Origin of the sequence: Winogradskyella pacifica (assembly GCF_003386275.1) — a bacterium.
In the GTDB taxonomy this organism is placed as follows: domain Bacteria; phylum Bacteroidota; class Bacteroidia; order Flavobacteriales; family Flavobacteriaceae; genus Winogradskyella; species Winogradskyella pacifica.
Map to the genome: position 1 here is coordinate 228,422 of NZ_QREI01000002.1, position 17,606 is coordinate 246,027.

15 protein-coding genes are annotated in these 17,606 nt (G+C 32.5%); 8 read left to right on the forward strand and 7 right to left on the reverse strand.

Annotated features, from left to right (window positions below; translation table 11 throughout):
- Positions 1-77: 77 nt before the first annotated feature.
- The 4 genes from DFQ09_RS05245 (at position 78) to DFQ09_RS05260 (ending at position 5,781) form a co-directional block, all read left to right on the forward strand.
- A complete protein-coding gene (locus DFQ09_RS05245; RefSeq protein WP_115808611.1) occupies positions 78-2,543 on the forward strand; it encodes a YfhO family protein in 2,466 nt (821 codons plus the stop codon).
- Positions 2,544-2,560: 17 nt separating this feature from the next.
- Complete coding sequence (locus DFQ09_RS05250; RefSeq protein ID WP_147298324.1) at positions 2,561-2,878, forward strand: hypothetical protein; 318 nt, start codon at positions 2,561-2,563, stop codon at positions 2,876-2,878.
- A 33-nt stretch (positions 2,879-2,911) separates the two neighbouring features.
- The gene (locus DFQ09_RS05255; RefSeq protein WP_115808613.1) at positions 2,912-4,198 is read left to right on the forward strand and encodes a glycosyltransferase; all 1,287 of its coding nucleotides are present in this window, start codon (positions 2,912-2,914) and stop codon (positions 4,196-4,198) included.
- Positions 4,199-4,323: 125 nt separating this feature from the next.
- Positions 4,324-5,781, forward strand: coding sequence for an oligosaccharide flippase family protein (locus DFQ09_RS05260; RefSeq protein WP_115808614.1), 1,458 nt, complete (start codon positions 4,324-4,326; stop codon positions 5,779-5,781).
- Between the two features lie 82 nt (positions 5,782-5,863).
- Here the strand turns inward: DFQ09_RS05260 and DFQ09_RS05265 are convergent, their stop codons facing one another.
- Positions 5,864-7,102 carry a hypothetical protein gene (locus DFQ09_RS05265; RefSeq protein ID WP_115808615.1) on the reverse strand — a complete coding sequence of 413 codons (1,239 nt, stop codon included), beginning with the start codon at positions 7,100-7,102 and terminating at the stop codon, positions 5,864-5,866.
- A gap of 190 nt (positions 7,103-7,292) precedes the next feature.
- Between DFQ09_RS05265 and DFQ09_RS05270 the strand changes: the two genes are divergently transcribed.
- On the forward strand, positions 7,293-8,363 hold the full coding sequence (locus DFQ09_RS05270; protein WP_115808616.1) for a DUF3667 domain-containing protein: 1,071 nt from the start codon (positions 7,293-7,295) through the stop codon (positions 8,361-8,363).
- Positions 8,364-8,602: 239 nt separating this feature from the next.
- Here DFQ09_RS05270 and DFQ09_RS05275 read toward each other — a convergent pair whose 3' ends face one another.
- The 3 genes from DFQ09_RS05275 to uvrA form a co-directional block, all read right to left on the reverse strand.
- Positions 8,603-9,406, reverse strand: coding sequence for a hypothetical protein (locus tag DFQ09_RS05275; protein ID WP_115808617.1), 804 nt, complete (start codon positions 9,404-9,406; stop codon positions 8,603-8,605).
- A gap of 234 nt (positions 9,407-9,640) precedes the next feature.
- Positions 9,641-10,300: a hypothetical protein gene (locus tag DFQ09_RS05280; protein ID WP_115808618.1), complete on the reverse strand. Its 660-nt coding sequence runs from the start codon at positions 10,298-10,300 to the stop codon at positions 9,641-9,643.
- A 1-nt stretch (position 10,301) separates the two neighbouring features.
- The gene (uvrA, locus tag DFQ09_RS05285) at positions 10,302-13,091 is read right to left on the reverse strand and encodes an excinuclease ABC subunit UvrA (RefSeq protein WP_115808619.1); all 2,790 of its coding nucleotides are present in this window, start codon (positions 13,089-13,091) and stop codon (positions 10,302-10,304) included.
- 316 nt (positions 13,092-13,407) lie between these two features.
- On the opposite strand from uvrA, the gene DFQ09_RS05290 reads away from it, so the two are divergent.
- Together DFQ09_RS05290 and DFQ09_RS18860 are read left to right on the forward strand one after the other, a co-directional pair.
- On the forward strand, positions 13,408-13,992 hold the full coding sequence (locus DFQ09_RS05290; protein WP_020897844.1) for an RNA polymerase sigma factor: 585 nt from the start codon (positions 13,408-13,410) through the stop codon (positions 13,990-13,992).
- A gap of 57 nt (positions 13,993-14,049) precedes the next feature.
- Positions 14,050-14,193 carry a hypothetical protein gene (locus DFQ09_RS18860; protein ID WP_179347876.1) on the forward strand — a complete coding sequence of 48 codons (144 nt, stop codon included), beginning with the start codon at positions 14,050-14,052 and terminating at the stop codon, positions 14,191-14,193.
- Between the two features lie 22 nt (positions 14,194-14,215).
- On the opposite strand, the gene DFQ09_RS05295 is transcribed toward DFQ09_RS18860, so the two are convergent.
- Together DFQ09_RS05295 and DFQ09_RS05300 are read right to left on the reverse strand one after the other, a co-directional pair.
- Positions 14,216-14,767, reverse strand: a complete 552-nt coding sequence (locus DFQ09_RS05295; protein WP_115808620.1) for a hypothetical protein — start codon at positions 14,765-14,767, stop codon at positions 14,216-14,218.
- A 127-nt stretch (positions 14,768-14,894) separates the two neighbouring features.
- Entirely contained in the window at positions 14,895-15,554 is a 660-nt protein-coding gene (locus DFQ09_RS05300; protein ID WP_115808621.1) for an endonuclease III domain-containing protein, read from the reverse strand.
- Positions 15,555-15,600: 46 nt separating this feature from the next.
- On the opposite strand from DFQ09_RS05300, the gene bcp reads away from it, so the two are divergent.
- Positions 15,601-16,056, forward strand: coding sequence for a thioredoxin-dependent thiol peroxidase (gene bcp, locus DFQ09_RS05305; protein ID WP_115808972.1), 456 nt, complete (start codon positions 15,601-15,603; stop codon positions 16,054-16,056).
- A gap of 85 nt (positions 16,057-16,141) precedes the next feature.
- Here bcp and DFQ09_RS05310 read toward each other — a convergent pair whose 3' ends face one another.
- The gene (locus tag DFQ09_RS05310; protein WP_115808622.1) at positions 16,142-17,596 is read right to left on the reverse strand and encodes a TonB-dependent receptor; all 1,455 of its coding nucleotides are present in this window, start codon (positions 17,594-17,596) and stop codon (positions 16,142-16,144) included.
- Positions 17,597-17,606 lie beyond the last annotated feature (10 nt).

A 17,606-nucleotide genomic window follows, 5' to 3' on the forward strand; every position in this document is an offset into this window, starting at 1 on the left:
TTTTGTAAAAAGGAATCCTACACAATGTTTCAAAAAAAATAACTACTTTTCAGAATCATTCAACTTAAAGCATTCACATGTCATTTTCTATAAAACGTTTAATACCGCATGTCTTAATTTTAGTAGGATTTGTCGCATTATCTTTAGCCTATTTCAGTCCTGTTTTACAAGGCAAAAAAATCAATCAAAGTGATATTATGCACTATATTGGTATGGCAGAACAACAAAAAGAGTTTGCCAAAACCACAGGAGAAGAAACCTATTGGACCAATAGTGCGTTTGGTGGTATGCCAACCTATCAATTAGGAGCAAAATATCCGCACAATTATATTAAAAAACTCGACTTAACCTTACGATTCTTACCAAGACCAGCAGATTATCTGTTCTTATATTTTATAGGCTTTTACATATTACTACTCTCACTAAAAGTAGATTTTAAACTTGCCGCCTTAGGAGCTTTAGCTTTCGGGTTTTCAACATACCTCATTATTATACTTGGTGTTGGTCATAACTCTAAAGCACATGCCATTGCTTATATGCCTTTGGTGTTAGCCGGAATTGTTCTCACGTTTCAGAAGAAATACATACTCGGGTTTTTCTTAACAACTATTGCTTTAGGTTTAGAGATCGTAACGAATCATTTTCAGATGACTTATTATCTCCTATTATTGGTTTTAGTTTTAGGATTGGCTTATCTCGTAGATGCTTACAAAAAACAACAATTGCCACATTTCTTTAAGTCTGTAGGATTACTTTCTGTAGCTGCCATTTTAGCTGTTGGATTAAACGCTACAAATATTATGGCGACCCAAGAGTATGTTAAAGAAAGTACACGAGGTAAAAGCGATTTAACCATAAATGTTGATGGATCTCCTAAAGAGGTAACGTCAGGATTAAGCAGGGAATATATTACAGAATACAGCTATGGTATTCTAGAATCTTTCAATCTCTTTATTCCAAAATTTATGGGTGGAGGAAACTCTGAAGATGTAGGTAAGGACTCTAATACTTATGACGCTTATATTGATTTAGGAGCTTCTCCAATTGATGCCTTAGATGGCGCAAGAAATGCGCCAATGTATTGGGGAGATCAAACCATCGTTGAAGCACCCGCTTATGTAGGTGCTGTAATTATTTTCCTTTTTGTTTTGGGTTTATTTTTAGTAAAAGGGAGATTGAAATGGTGGCTTTTAGGTGGCACATTATTATCGTGGATATTATCATTAGGGAAAAATTGGTTTTTTGTGGAAAACCCTCAACCAGATAGTAATCCTATAACTAATTTCTTTATTGATTTTGTTCCATTATATGATAAGTTTAGAGCCGTAAGTTCTATCCAAGTGATTTTAGAATTGTGTATTCCGGTTTTAGGGATTTTCGCATTATCGCGTTTGTTTAATGATTTTCAGAAGGATGAAGAAAAACTAAAAGCCTTAAAATATTCAGTTGCAATCACAGCAGGTTTAGCTTTAATCTTTTTAGTATTTAAATCTTTTCTATTTGATTTTGAAAGCTTTAGAGATGATCAATATATTGGCGCGTATGGACAACCTTTTATTGATGCTGTAATTGAAGACCGTAAAGCATTAATGACTGCAGATACGTTGAGAGCTTTGGTTTTAGTATTGCTTTCAGCAGGAACCATTTTTATGTTCTTAAAAAAGAAATTGTCCGAAAATTTAGTCGTGGTGGTATTCGCTGTGTTAATTCTTTTTGATTTAGTTACGGTAGATAGAGAATACGTTAATAATGATAATTTTGTATCTGCCTTAAAAGTAGATAAACCTTACCAGCCAACTAGTGCTGATTTAGAAATCTTAAATGATAAGAGTCATTTTAGAGTTTTAGACATGTCTAGTGAAGGACAGCGTAAACCTGCAAGGTCTGCCTATTTTCATAATTCATTGTTTGGTTATCATGCGGCTAAATTAGGACGTGTTAATGAGTTGTTAGAGTTTCACGTGTATAAAAACAACATGAATGTTCTGAACATGCTTAACACAAAATACATCATTGCAGAAGATCAAGGTCAAATTTTTCCTTATACCAATACTGAAGCTAATGGTAATGCTTGGTTTGTTTCACAACTGAATGTCGTTGCAGATGCTAATAAAGAAATTGTAGCTTTAGATAGTTTAAATACGAAGACGACAGCTGTTTTAGAGCAAACGGTTCAGGCTGAATATAATTTAAAAACGAGCTATCAAGTAGATTCTATAGCTTCAATTGAATTAAAAGAATTCAAGCCAAATCATTTAAAATACGAATCTAATAATAGCAATATAGGTCTAGCTGTGTTCTCTGAAGTCTATTACGCTCAAGGTTGGAACGCTTACATAGATGGTAAATTAGTACCACATTTAAGAGTAAATTATGTTCTAAGAGCATTAGAATTACCAGAAGGCAATCACACCATAGAATTTAAGTTTGAACCACAAGTTGTTGAAACAGGAAGTCAAGTGGCTTTAGCGAGTTCTGTTTTATTAGGATTACTTCTTTTAGGTGGATTGTTTTATGAGATAAAGCGTAGGAAGAATAATTGATATTAATCTTTCATGTTATGAAATTAACTTATAAAAGAAGTTTTTGGATTTTATTTGTGTTCTCAATTGTTCTCATAATTTATCAATTTGGTAAAACAAATTCATTAAAAGTGGAGTTAGCTTTTGAGAAAATAAATTTTGTGTTTTTAAAGTCAGATACTCATGTAATAGGAGAAATAGCATCAAAAAGATTATATGATAAAAATGAAATAGAGTCTTTCTTAAATCTAAATCACGCTCATATCAGAGTTGATAAAAAAGGAGATACGTTGTTCTTAGATAATACATTTTTGATATTTAAAAATGATTCACTCATTTCAATTATAGTAGACTAATTAATTAGATTCCTATCTTCGTAGGAATTCAGGATGAAAAACAAAGTACTCATAATAACCTATTATTGGCCACCAGCAGGAGGGCCAGGCGTGCAGCGTTGGTTAAAATTTGTGAAGTATTTACCTGAGTTTGATATAGAACCCATTGTGTATTGTCCTGAAAACCCAAACTATCCTATTATGGATGAAAGTTTGGTGAATGAAATTTCAGATACTATTACTATTATAAGGCAACCGATCAGCGAACCTTATGGTTTGGCGAGTTTATTTTCTAAAGGAAAGTCGAAGAAAATTAGTTCTGGTGTGATTCCTAAAGCCAAAAAGCAATCGTTGATAGAAAAAACAATGCTTTATGTAAGAGGTAATTTTTTTATCCCTGATGCGCGAAAAAACTGGATAAAACCTTCAGTTTCGTTCTTGTCAGATTATATCCAAAAACATCACATTGAAACTATAATTACAACTGGTCCACCACATAGTTTACATTTAATTGGTTTACAGTTAAAAGCAAGATTAGGTATAAAATGGTTCGCGGATTTTAGAGATCCTTGGACTACCATTGGCTATCATAAAGATTTAAAATTAACGAACTCCTCAAAAGCAAAGCACATCGACTTAGAGCAAAACGTTCTAAATGCAGCTGATGAAATTATAGTGACTAGTAACCATACCAAAAACGAATTTCAAACTAAAACGAATCAACCGATTTCGGTTATTACGAATGGTTATGATTCACATTCAGTAAGAGTAGAAGGGAAAGATGAGCACTTTACCTTATCACACATTGGATCGTTATTATCAGAACGCAATCCTGTGGTTTTATGGGAAACACTTTCGGAATTAATTAAAGAAAATGAAGCTTTTTCTGAAGCATTTAAATTACAATTAATAGGTGTGGTCAGTGATGATGTTATTGAGTCGATTCATAATAATGGTTTAAAGAATCATTTAGAAGTTGTGGGGTATGTGAGTCATGATGAAGCATTACAATTTCAAATGAAATCACAATTACTGTTATTAATTGAAATTGATTCTGAAGATACCAAAGCCATTATTGCAGCAAAAGTTTTTGAATATTTAATCTCAGAAACACCCATATTAGCCATTGGTCCAGAAGATGCTGATGTAGAACAAATCATAAAATCTACAAATACAGGAACGTATTTTAACTATAAGCAGAAAGCCGAATTAAAGTCACAACTTTTAAACTATTTCGAAGCTTTTCAAAGTAATACATTAAAAGTAAATGCTATTGGTTTACAACCGTACAGTCGCAAAGCCTTGACTGAAAAATTAGCAGGTTTGTTAAATCGAGTCTAAAGTTTACTCAAAGGAACAATACTCAAAAGTTTATTGATAGGAATGTCCCCTTGAGTGGGTTTGAGGGGGTGTTTTCTAGTGGCATATTAAAATTTTAAACTTAATTAATCGTATTTTGCTTCACTATGGGAATCGTTTTAAGTCAATCATTTAAAAATACTATTACAACCTATTTGGGCTTTGGTATTGGAGCTATTAATACACTTTTTCTTTACACTAATTTTTTAACGGATCAATATTATGGTTTAGTTGCCTTTCTACTTTCAGCGGCTAATATTATGATGCCTTTTATGGCCTTTGGTGTTCATAATGCCATTGTGAAATTTTATTCGACATTCAAAACTAAAAATAGTATCAATAGCTTTTTAACGCTGATGTTATTTTTGCCCTTATTGTTTATAATTCCAACGGTTGTTATAGGCTACTTTGCTTATGATTTAATTGTTGATTGGCTTTCAAACGAAAACCAAATTGTAGAAAGTTATATCTGGCATATTTTTATTTTGGCTGTGGCAATGGCTTATTTCGAAATCTTTTTTGCTTGGACAAAAGTGCAAATGCAAACCGTTTTTGGAAACTTAATGAAAGAGATATTTCATCGCGTTTGCATTATGTTTTTACTTTTTGCGGTATATTTAGATTGGTTATCGGTTGCGCAATTTATTAACGCACTCGTTGCCGTTTATGTCTTACGTATGGTGCTTATGAAACTGTATGCCTATTCAGTAAGATTTCCGAAGTTAAAGTTTCAAAAATTAGAAAATCAATTTTCAATATTAAAATATTCAGCACTAATGATTATCGCAGGTTCGGTGGCGATGCTTATTCTAGATATTGATAAATTTATGATTGGTTTAATCTTACCAGATATTGAGCAGGTGGCTTATTATAGTGTGGCTATTTTTATTGCTACTGTGATTGCCGTTCCACAACGTGCCATGCATCAAATTATGTTACCGTTAACAGCAAAGTATCTTAATGAAAAGGACAAGGTTGCTTTAGAAGATTTATATAAGAGAAGCTCAATAACGCTTTTAGTAGTTAGTGGTTTTATTTTTCTGCTCATTATTTTAAACATTAATCAGCTATATGAAATTCTTCCAGAGAAATTTACAGGTGGACTTTTTGTGGTTTTAATTGTAAGTCTGGCTAAGCTATATGACAACAGTTTGGGGAATAATAATGCTATATTATTTAACAGTGATTATTACAGAATGGTGTTATTTTTTGGAGTATTACTTGCTATTATGGCTATTGTGTTGAATGCGGTTTTTATTCCTGTATATGGCATTGAAGGATCTGCTTTTGCAACATTTTTAGCGGTATTCATTTATAATACAATCAAAATTGTATTTGTAAAACGAAAATTTAATATGCTGCCATTTACATCTGGTTCAGTTAAGATTATTTTGGCATTGATTGTATTGTCGTTTGCATTTTACTTTTGGGATTTTCCATTTCATCCAATTATTAATATCATTTTAAAATCTGGATTAATAAGCCTCATTTATTTTATGTTGATTTATAAAATGAACGTCTCAGATGATATCTCACTACAAATAAAAAAGCACCTAAAACTTTAGATGTTTTATTATAAAAGAAATTCCCGTAAAGCGCTTTGAGGCATACTATATACGGGAACTTCTAACCAACCAAAAAAACTTTTTATCCTCCAGATCGACTTGAGTTAGATCTTGTAGAACTTTGGTTGCTCGTTCTACTACTTGTGTTTGATCTTGCTTTTACAGCCGATTTCGTTGTTCTATTTTGCGTCACATTACTTTTTCTTGAGCTTTGTGATGTTGCTTTAGTAGATATACGAGAATTAGTAACACTTGGTTTTCTAACTGATGAACTATTTCCTCGTTCTATAGTTTTAGACACAGAAGAACTGCTTCTAGTCACATTTGTATTTCTCGTAGGTGTAACTCTAGTGGAACGCTGGGTAAGTGTTCTACTTGGAGTTGAGACCCTAGTATTCGTTCTCGTTGTTGCACTATTACGAGGGGTTGCTGTTCTTGTAGTTGTTGAAACTCTCGTCGCAGAACGTGCAGGTGTTGCAGTTGTATTACGCGTCGTTGTAGTTCTAGTAACAGTTGAATTGTTATCTCTTAAACGTGTAGCTCTTGTGCTTGCAATTGTCGTATTATTACGTTGTGCTTGTGTTCTAATACTACGCTCTCTACTGTTTCTTGGAGTTTGAGCATAACTGATACTTGTTCTAGTTGTTGTAGTAGTTCTTCTTACCGCATAACCATTATCGCGTCTTCCAATATTATAATGTCTTACATTGTTCGTATAAGGTCTATAATAAATATGTCTTACAGGGGTGTAATGCTGTCTGTATGGATTTACATGTACGATACTGTAATTAATATGTGGTACCGCATAAAATTGGTGCCAAGGTCTATAAACGTAAGATCTGTTATATATGTTAATAAAGCCATCGTATCTATAAAATACATTGTTTCTGTAGTACACATTTAGTCCACCAACGTTACTGATTCTTCCAAAAGTGTTGTAGTTAATAAAGATGTTACCGATTTGGTTAACACGTCCGTAATAATCATAATAGATAGGTGTGTTTTCTATTTGAATAATAGCACCAAAACTATCATATTGTATATAAGGATTATAATCGTATCCAGAGTTAAAACTCAAGCTAAACCCAGGAGTATTAATTCCTACACTTACATCGGGTCCATAATTTGGTAAATAGAAATCAAACTGACCATCTGCAAAAACGGAAAACTCAATTCCGGCTTCATCAAATATGAAAGAATTACCATAACCTCTCACATTGTTATTAATTGAAGCCTCTGCTTCTGATGTTGTTGTGCTGGTTGCGAATGCAGTTGTGCTTATAGCGACTAAGGCTGCAAATAAATATATAATTCGTTTCATAATAATTGGGTTTTAAATTAAACTCGTTTAGTATAAAACAAACAGCGTGCCAAAAATACATATTTCTGTTTCTGAGGTTTTTATGTCGGTTTAAAAACAGTGTGATATAATCTCGGTAAAATTCAACAACCTTCAAACTATTGAGGGTGTCATATATTTTACTACTTTTAAACTAGACTAACCATCAATTATGAGTACCAACCAAGTAGACTGTAAAAATTGTGAGCAACCTTTTGATGCGGATTTTCAATTTTGCCCACATTGTGGTCAAAAATCAAATGACGAACTTACGATAGGTGTTTTGTTTTATAATACCATTAGTAATTACTTTTCCTTTGATGCACGCTTTTTTAAAAGTTTTTTTCCTTTACTATTTAAGCCTGGTTATTTGGCCAAGGAATTTATAAACGGAAAACGTTTAATGTATCTGCATCCTGCCCAGATGTATTTGTTTATCTCAGTGGTGTTTTTCTTTTTATCTAGTTTTTATTCTAGAGAATTCAGAGAAGATATAGATAAAGGCATGGAAGAAGTCTTGGCGAGTCGATCTGAAAAAGTTTTAACCCAAGATAGTATTCCTCAAGATTCTATTGCTATAAATAATTATTTAAAACCCCTCAGAGATAATAGCTTCACCATAGGATTAGATGACGATGATTTAAAAGTTATAGATTCCCTCTCAAGAATTAAAGTGCCTAAAAAGAATTTTGGAACATCATTTACTTTTAATGAAAGGGAAATGGACTCCATAATTGCTACAGGAGCATCGGATGAAACGCTATATAAACATATGGGAATGTCTGATAATGCAGGTTCTATAAAACGAAAGTTTTATAGTCAAATACTTAAGTTTTATAAAACCATGGGACTTGGACAAATTTACCAAACCTTTATAGATAGCATTCCATTAGCTATGTTTTTCTTATTGCCACTTTTTGCACTTTTATTGAAACTATTCTTTTTTAATAAAGGTAGATATTCACATCATTTGGTGTTTAGTTTTTATTATTTTTCCTTCTTGTTCACCTTATTTAGTATCATGTTTTCAATAAATAGATGGTTAATAGACATACCAGATTGGATAGATTGGCTTATTGCATTTTCAACCTTCTTTTACTTAGTAGTTGCAATAGCAAGATTTTATAGACAGCATTGGCTTTTAAGTTTCGTTAAAACGGGTGTAATTGGCTTTTTATTTATGTCGCTTGTATTACCGTTTTCGCTTACGATCTTAGGAATTATTTCGTTTTTGTACTACTAATCATTAAAAGACCCAGTGTGCCAAAAAATAAAACTGTATAATTGACACAATATTTAAGGGCGTAATTATCAATATTACAGTAGGTTGCTGCTTGTTGTTTTAACATTAAAATGCTTCCTTTTATAATTTTTTTGTTTTTCTTAAACTACAGCCTTTATGACCAGTAAAGTGAGTTATGAAAACAACAAGTCGTTCTGCAGAACTTAACAAAACATAGACACAGGAACTAAGCGTATGAATTAATAGGTGCGTTTACTTTTGTCCATAATGTTTAATGTTTTTTTGTAAACAACGAGATAGATTGTTGCTACCCCAAATGATATAAGGGTACCTATATATATTCCAAATAAGGGGTAGACGATTGATATTGTTAATGAATAAATGATTAACGAAAACATACCAAATGGCACATTTTTAATCACTGTATGTACATGTTCTTTTGAATAGGTAAAATGAATGATTAACATTAAAGGAAAAAGCGTGGTAGGGAAAGCAGAAAAAAGTCCAGCCCAAGTAGATCCTACAAATTTTGGGACACTCGTAATTACCAAAATAATTAAGGCTGCAAAAAAGGCTCTCACAAATAGAATTCTATAGTTGAGTTTTACCTTAGTCTGGATATTAATATTCTTAATACTTTTGAAAAGATAGATGTATAGAAATGAAAATGCAATCGGAATTAATATGGCGATGTATTTATTAATTTCAATACGTTGTAACAATGAAACAATAACAAAGTAGCCAATTATGGCACACAAAGAAGACAATAGAATATTATATTTTTTAAAGTGCCTTGATGCTATGTAATAAATATAAACAAAGGATAAGGTGGCACTCAATCCAATCATATTATAAACGGCACTTTCTGCTGCAAATTCAGGGTTAACTTCTAATCCAAAAAAGAATAACGTTATAGCAGAACCAGAAGGATAGCCTGATAAAATTCCTGCAACTTTTGGGCTTACATTCTCAGCAATAACCGATAAGCCTATAACAAATGCTATGGCTACGATTAACTTAATTAAGAATAGAAACTCTATCATATAGTGGGCAAATATAATTATTTAGTTGAAGCATTCATTCTCTATTCTTTCTAAAAAAAACTATTTATAACTGAAGAAAATATAAGAACAGTTACTAAAATCTTATCGCAAGAAAATTAAGAATATATAATCTCGCATTCACATCATAATAAGTAGGAAATACACTAGCTATATAATTTAAGTAGTTTTTAATATGGTAATAGATAATTGTAATGCTTAGTGAAGAAAAGTGAGCTAGAAACTATTCATAGAACTCGCATGCCAAATAGGAATATTTAGAAATTCGCTCAACATCTCAGCATCGTTAATGATAGCTTTTAAGTTACCATGGTCCACGACATTTCTTCGAGACGCATCCTCTAAAACCAAATTTAGTTCAAAACTTTTATAAGAACCATCGTCACTTTTTACATGCTCTCCTATAATTTGAATGGCAATTATTGATTGTAATGATAAATAATCTTTAGATAGTTTTCTTTTAGACTGATGACCTTTGAATGCGTAAGTGGTATAATAAAGACCTTGTTGCTTGTCGAAAACTCTCGGTTTGTAAAACAGATAAAACATGAAACCTCCTGCGCCAGAAAAAATGAGACCAAAAAGGATTAAAAACCAAGGGATAGAAACGGATTCTATATGGGATTGAAATAAGGGAAATAAGGCATAAAATAAAACCCCTAAACCAACAGCTAAAAATATAAAACTGAAGAGTGCGGCACCAATTGAAGGTTTATATGTTAATTTAGAAGGAGATGCTTGAATTAAAACATTCGTTTTAAAATTGGCTCCGCCAGGCTTTAAAGGAGAGGTTGAAACTTTAGATTCTGTAGTATTACTAAGCACATTTTCTCTAGCTTCAATAACTTCCTTATGAAAACCTTCAGGTAAATCCATCTTATAATTTTTCTTGAAGGTATTTCCCTGTAACCGAATTCTTGTTTTTTACGATGTCTTCAGGTGTACCCGAAGCAACGAGTTGCCCTCCGTGTTTTCCTCCTTCAGGTCCCAAATCAATGATGTAATCGGCACATTTTATTAAATCAATATTATGTTCAATGACTATAATAGAATGGCCTTTAGCAATTAATGCTTGAAACGATTTTAATAACTTCTTTATATCGTGAAAATGAAGTCCGGTTGTAGGTTCATCGAATATAAAAAGCGCATTATCACTTTTACTTCCTTTTCCTAAAAATGTAGCGAGCTTAATTCGTTGCGCTTCACCACCAGAAAGGGTAGAAGAGGACTGTCCTAAAGTAACATAGCCCAAACCAACATCTTGCAGCGGTTGTAACTTTCCTTGAATTTTAGTTTGTTTATAAGTTTTAAAGAAGTCTATAGCATCATCAATCGTAAGGTTTAGAATATCATCAATAGATTTACCTTCAAACTTAACTTCTAATACTTCTTTTTTAAAGCGTTTACCTCCACAGGTTTCACAAGTTAAATGCACATCTGCCATAAACTGCATTTCAATGGTAACTTCACCTTCACCTTTACAGGTTTCACAACGGCCACCATCGACATTAAAACTAAAGTGTTTGGCCGCATAATTACGGATATTACTTAATTTTTGAGAGGCAAATAAAGCTCTAATATCATCATAAGCTTTAATATAAGTCACAGGATTAGAACGGGACGAACGACCAATAGGGTTCTGATCTACAAATTCTACATGTTGAATATTACTATGATTGCCTTTTATTTCTGATACCTGACCGATTTTATCACTAAATCCGGTAAGCTTTTTTTGAATGGCAGGAAATAATATCTTTTTAATTAATGTACTTTTTCCACTACCAGAAACACCTGTAATAACCGTTAGCATTTCTAATGGAAAATTAACCGTTACATTTTTTAAGTTGTTTTCGCGAGCACCAACAATTTCGATATTGTATTTTGAAGTTCTTCGTTTTTTCGGGACTTCAATTTCCAAGTCTCCATTTAAGTATTTCGCGGTGAGTGTATCTGCAGATAGAATCTCTTCAAAATTACCAACAGCAACCACTTCACCTCCTAGAGTTCCGGCTTCTGGTCCGATATCAATAATGGAATCCGCCGCTTTCATAATATCTTCATCATGTTCTACGACGATAACTGTATTTCCTAAATCGCGTAGAGATTTTAAAACATCAATTAAGCGTTCCGTGTCTTTTGGATGTAAGCCAATACTTGGTTCATCTAAAATATACATGGAACCAACTAGGCTACTCCCTAATGATGTCGCTAAGTTTATACGCTGACTTTCTCCACCAGAAAGTGTGTTAGATTTTCGATTTAAGGTTAAATAATTTAAGCCTACATTAGATAAAAACTCTAATCGTGTATTAATTTCGGTAAGCAAACGTTTTGCGATTTTAGCATCACTCTCGTTCAACTTTAATTTTTCAAAAAACACAATTAATTCATCTATAGGTAGATCAACTAAATCGGTGATTGTTGCTTTATCTATTTTTACATAACTGGCATCAATACGTAAGCGTTTTCCTTTACAAACATTACATTTTGTTTTACCACGGTAGCGCGATAGCATCACACGATTCTGAATTTTATAAGCTTTCGATTCTAGTTCAGCAAAGAACGTATCTAAACCTTCAAAGTACTTATTACCTTTCCAAATGAGGGCTTTATTGGCGTCACTTAATTGAAAATAAGGTTTGTGAATAGGGAAATCAAATTCGTGCGAATTATTAACCAACTGATCTCTGTACCAGCTCATACTTTCACCTCTCCAAGGGAAAATGGCATTTTCGAAAACTGATAGCTCAGTATTTGGAATGACGAGATCGTCATCAATACCAATAACATCACCATAACCTTCGCATTTTGGACAAGCTCCATAAGGATTATTAAAACTGAATAAATGTGCGTTAGGTTCCAAAAACGACATTCCGTCAATTTCGAACTTATTATTAAATACGGTTTGTTTTTTATCAGAAAGGGATTCAATTAAACATGTACCAACTCCTTCATAAAAAGCAGTCCCGACAGCATCTGCTAATCGGTTTAGAAAATCTTCTTCATTTTTAAAGACAATTCTATCCACAACTAAAAATAAACCATCAACTGAAGAAATGTTTTGTTTTAAGGCATCATCAATTCTAACAACATCGTCTTTTACTTTTATACGGGCATAACCTTGCTGTTGTAAGGTTTGAAGTTTGTTTTCTAACGTTCGGCCTTCTTCTAATATAATAGGAGCTAAAAGTAATAATTTGCTGCCTTCTTCAGATTTTGAAATATAATTAATGACATCCGAAACGGTATGTTTTTTGACTTCTTCACCCGAAATAGGAGAGTAGGTTTTTCCTATACGCGCAAATAATAATTTTAGGTAATCGTAAATTTCTGTCGTTGTACCAACAGTTGAACGTGGATTTGTAGAGTTTACTTTTTGCTCTATCGCAATCGCAGGCGCAATACCTTTAATATAATCTACTTTAGGTTTATTGAGTCGTCCTAAAAACTGACGCGCATAACTACTTAAGCTTTCTACGTAACGTCTTTGACCTTCTGCATAAAGTGTATCAAAGGCTAAACTCGACTTCCCAGAACCTGATAAACCTGTAATAACAACCAATTTATTACGTGGAATAACAACATCAATATTCTTAAGATTGTGAAGGCTTGCTCCTTTAATTATGATATTTTCCTTTGGGCTAACGTCTAAATTAGTAGTATTCATAGGTTATTTTGATCTCTAAGTTTGCAAAGATACTATAATACAAAATAAAGATTAAGATAACTGCTACATTTCGTTAGGTCAAGAGAGTTGGGCTTAAGAGTGCATCATATGATTTAGTTTTCATCCGCAAAAGGAGTGCTTTATCCGACAAAATGTTAAAGTTTAGTCCTTTTCTTTGCTTAATTGGAATGATTGTTGTTATATTTGAAACGTATTCACAATTTAAAAACACCTGCGTATAGCATAATATTACTTTTAGAAAACAGCTAGTAACCCCAAACTTAGTAAGCAACTGCTAAGTACTAAAGTAATTATTATGGAAAAAGAACTTATCCAAGACGCAGAGTTGGTCAGCAACTATATTAATGGCAATGAGTATGCACTTTCAATTTTAATAGAAAGGCATAAGCAAAAAATTTACAGTTTCATTTATTCTAAAGTCTACGATAGAGATATTACTGAAGATGTTTTTCAGGATACCTTTATTAAGGTTATTAAGAATTTAAAACGCGGTAAATATAACGAGGAGGGAAAATTTTTACCTTGGGTTATGCGTATTGCACATAATTTGGTTATCGATCACTTTAGAAAAAATAGTCGTATGCCAAAATTCGATAATACAGGTGAGTTTAGTATTTTTTCTGTATTAAGCGATTCTACGTTAAATGCTGAAAAAGTACTTATAAAAGACCAAGTGGAATCTGATGTAAGACGTATTATTGAAGAATTGCCAGAAGACCAAAAGCAAGTGCTTTTAATGCGTATGTATCAAGACATGAGTTTTAAAGAAATCTCTGAGCGTACAGGTGTAAGTATTAATACGGCTTTAGGAAGAATGCGTTACGCCTTAATTAATATGCGTAAAGTAATTGACCAAAACAATATCATTTTAACCAATTGATACAATAAAGCACATAGAAGTGCGTTTTTGCTATATATAAACTCTTAAATTGTTAAAATGGCAAAAATTTACTCTCATGCTTCCCCAAAACATAATAACCTAATACCAAAAGATGAAACGATACGTTTCCTTTTGAATTACTCAAAAGCTTTAAGTGTTATAGATTATAATAAAATGAAGTTTGAAGCGCTTCTCAATTAATAAAAAACCCTGATGTAAAAAGTCAGGATTTTTTTGTTAAAAGCAATTCTTCGTAGTTCTGAGTATTTAGATATTCTTGTTTTAAATCTTTAAGATATTGAATAGTTTTTTCTTTTAATGGGTGTTTCTCCTTTAAACAGTTTTTTATGTCATTGTCATAAACTGTTAGAATAATATACCAATGACCAGTTCTACTTGTGTAGTTGTCTTCAAATAGTCTTGAATTTCCGTTGCTTTCGCGTTTTGCATCAATTAAAACTAGAGGAAGATTTACGTTTTTATCTGTACGTTCGGCTTCATGATAAGATAAATAAAGGGTTTCACCATTCAGTTGAAAAGGCACATTGTAACCAACATCAATATCATTTAATCTGTATTTTTTATTGATGTAATTGTAGAATTCCTCGGCATCTTTTGAATCTTTGAAAATGAAAGCTGTTTCTCTAGGCATTTTCTTTTGAAACTTCTTAGCCTGCATTATCTTATAATCTTGATTCTTAAATTTAGGTGCAACTTTCACCGGGATACAAGAAGTCACAACAAAAGCTAAAAGGAGAATGATTAGTTTTTTCATTGATTAATGGTTTCTGATAAGGCATCAAGAATTGTACCAATGCACCTATTTAATTTCTATGAAGGTTCTAGCTACAATCGAAACACTGAACACTGAACACTGAACACTGAACACTGAATACGGAACACTATTTCTTCTTCTTTTTATAATAGTCATCCAAAACGGATTTTCTACCAATAGTCTTCGTAATAATATCTTTTTCTAAGTCCCAACCACGAGCAGGTGAATATTGTCTACCATACCATATTATTTGAAGGTGTAGGTCGTTCCATAGCTCTTCTGGAAATATACGTTTAGCATCTTTTTCGGTTTGTACTACGTTTTTACCATTGGTTAAATTCCAGCGATACATTAAACGATGAATATGTGTATCTACAGGAAACGCAGGAATTCCAAAAGCTTGTGATAAAACCACAGCAGCCGTTTTGTGTCCAACAGCTGGTAATTCTTCTAATGCTTCGTACGTTTTTGGAACTTCACCATTATGTTTGTCAATTAAGATATGTGACAATCCATGAATCCCTTTGCTTTTCATGGGTGATAAGCCAACAGGTTTTATAATCTCTCTAATCTCTTCAACACTCAACTTAATCATATCATAAGGATTGTCTGCACGTTCAAATAATAGAGGTGTTATTTTATTGACGCGTACATCTGTGCTTTGCGCAGACATTAGAACGGCAATCAACAATGTATATGGATCCTTATGGTCTAATGGAACGGGAATTTCAGGATATAATTTATACAATGTATTTATAATGAAATTTACTTTTTCTTGTTTAGTCATTTTGTATTTTTACCTAATCAGAGATTTAATACAAATTTACGTAATTATGACACATTTAAAAGTAGGAGATAAGGCACCAGATTTTTCAGCAAAAGACGAACTTGGTAATACGATCTCATTATCAGATTATAAAGGTAAAAAATTAGTTGTATTCTTTTATCCTAAAGCAAGTACACCGGGTTGTACCGCAGAAGCTTGTAACCTTAATGATAACTATGAGCGATTTAAAACTAAAGGTTATGAAATTTTAGGAGTAAGTGCGGATAGTACTAAAAGACAATCTAATTTTAAGAACAAATACGAGTTTCAATATCCATTATTAGCAGATGAAGATAAAGCTGTAATTGAAGCTTTCGGAGTTTGGGGACCAAAGAAATTTATGGGTAAAGAATATGATGGCATTCATCGCACGACATTTGTTATAGATGAAAACGGAGTTATAGAAGATGTCATTGCAAAGGTGAAAACAAAAGCGCATGCAGAGCAAATATTAGGAGAATAAGACATAATTCTTAAACAAAAAAAAAGCGACCATTATACTACGCTTAGTAGATGAATGGTCGCTTTTTTTATTATGTAATTTGATATTAATTTTTATGCATAACCTCTTCAGATTCACAGCCAAATAAACTCTTTTCTTTAATTAATTTCGAAACTCCTTCTGGTAACATTTTTTCCCATCCTTTTTCATTGTCCACAATCATTTTAAGAACTGTTCTTGAGAACACAGATAGGTTAGATATGTCATAATCTGTGATGTCAACGACCTTACCGTTATATTTAAAGAACTTATAAAGCTCTTTCATACGAGGATGTACTTTTAGATTTTCGCTAGTCGTTAAGCTACCATCATTGTTTACCATAGGGTATAAATACACACGTAAATCCTTGTAAAATAATTTTCCAAAGGCTTCTAGAATTCCTCCACTTAAATGACGATAATATTTTTCATCAAAAATGTCAACGAGGTTATTTACTCCCATGGCTAATCCCATTCTAGCTCTAGAATATTGAGAGAAGTATTCTACTAATTTATAATATTCTTGGAAATTAGAAATCAATACCGTTTGTCCTAAAGAACATAAGAGTTTTGCACGATCCATAAAATCTTGCTCATCAATTTTACCTTCTGCCCTTAAGTTAGATAAGGTAATTTCAAAAATAACTTGTGTTTTTTCTTTTTCGACCTTATTCTCTTTAATGAACATTTCGTAAGATTTCTCAAACATGTCCATATTAACTTTGGTTACAGGTCTAAAACTACCTCTTAAGGTTAAAATGTTCTTTTTATAAAGTACACGTGCCGGTAAAACGTTATTTCCATCTGGAGCAAACATTACGGCATCTGTCATACCATTTTTAACAAGCTGAAGACTCATTAAACGGTTATCCACATTTTCAAAAACAGGACCAGAGAAATTAATCGTATCAATTTCTAATTGATCTTTGTCTAAATGATCGTATAAATAACGTAATAATTTACGAGGCTGATTGTATTTATAAAATGCACCATATATTAGGTTAGTTCCTAATTTACCAAGTGTTTCTTGCTGTAAACGTGCATCATTTTCCTTAAAACGAACGTGAATAATGATATCGTTATACTCTTGGTTTGGGCCTACTTGATATTTTATGCCAACCCAACCATGACCTTTAAATTGTTTTGCAAAATCAATAGTTGTAACAGTGTTAGCATAAGAGAAAAATATTTTATTAGGGTGTTTCTCTCTCGTAATTCGCTCTTCCATTAAATTCACTTCGTGATTTAACATCTTTCGAAGTCGCGCTTCAGTTACATAACGCTTATCATCTTCAATTCCGTAAATAGCATCACTAAAATCCTTGTCGTAAGCAGACATTGCTTTCGCAATAGTACCAGATGCACCTCCTGCTCTAAAAAAATGACGTACAGTCTCTTGTCCTGCTCCAATTTCAGAAAACGTTCCGTAAATGTCAGCATTAAGATTAATACGTAAAGCTTTGTCTTTTAGAGACGGAATATTTTCGAAATCTGAGTCACCAGTGTACGTTATGTCCTTCATAGATATTGGG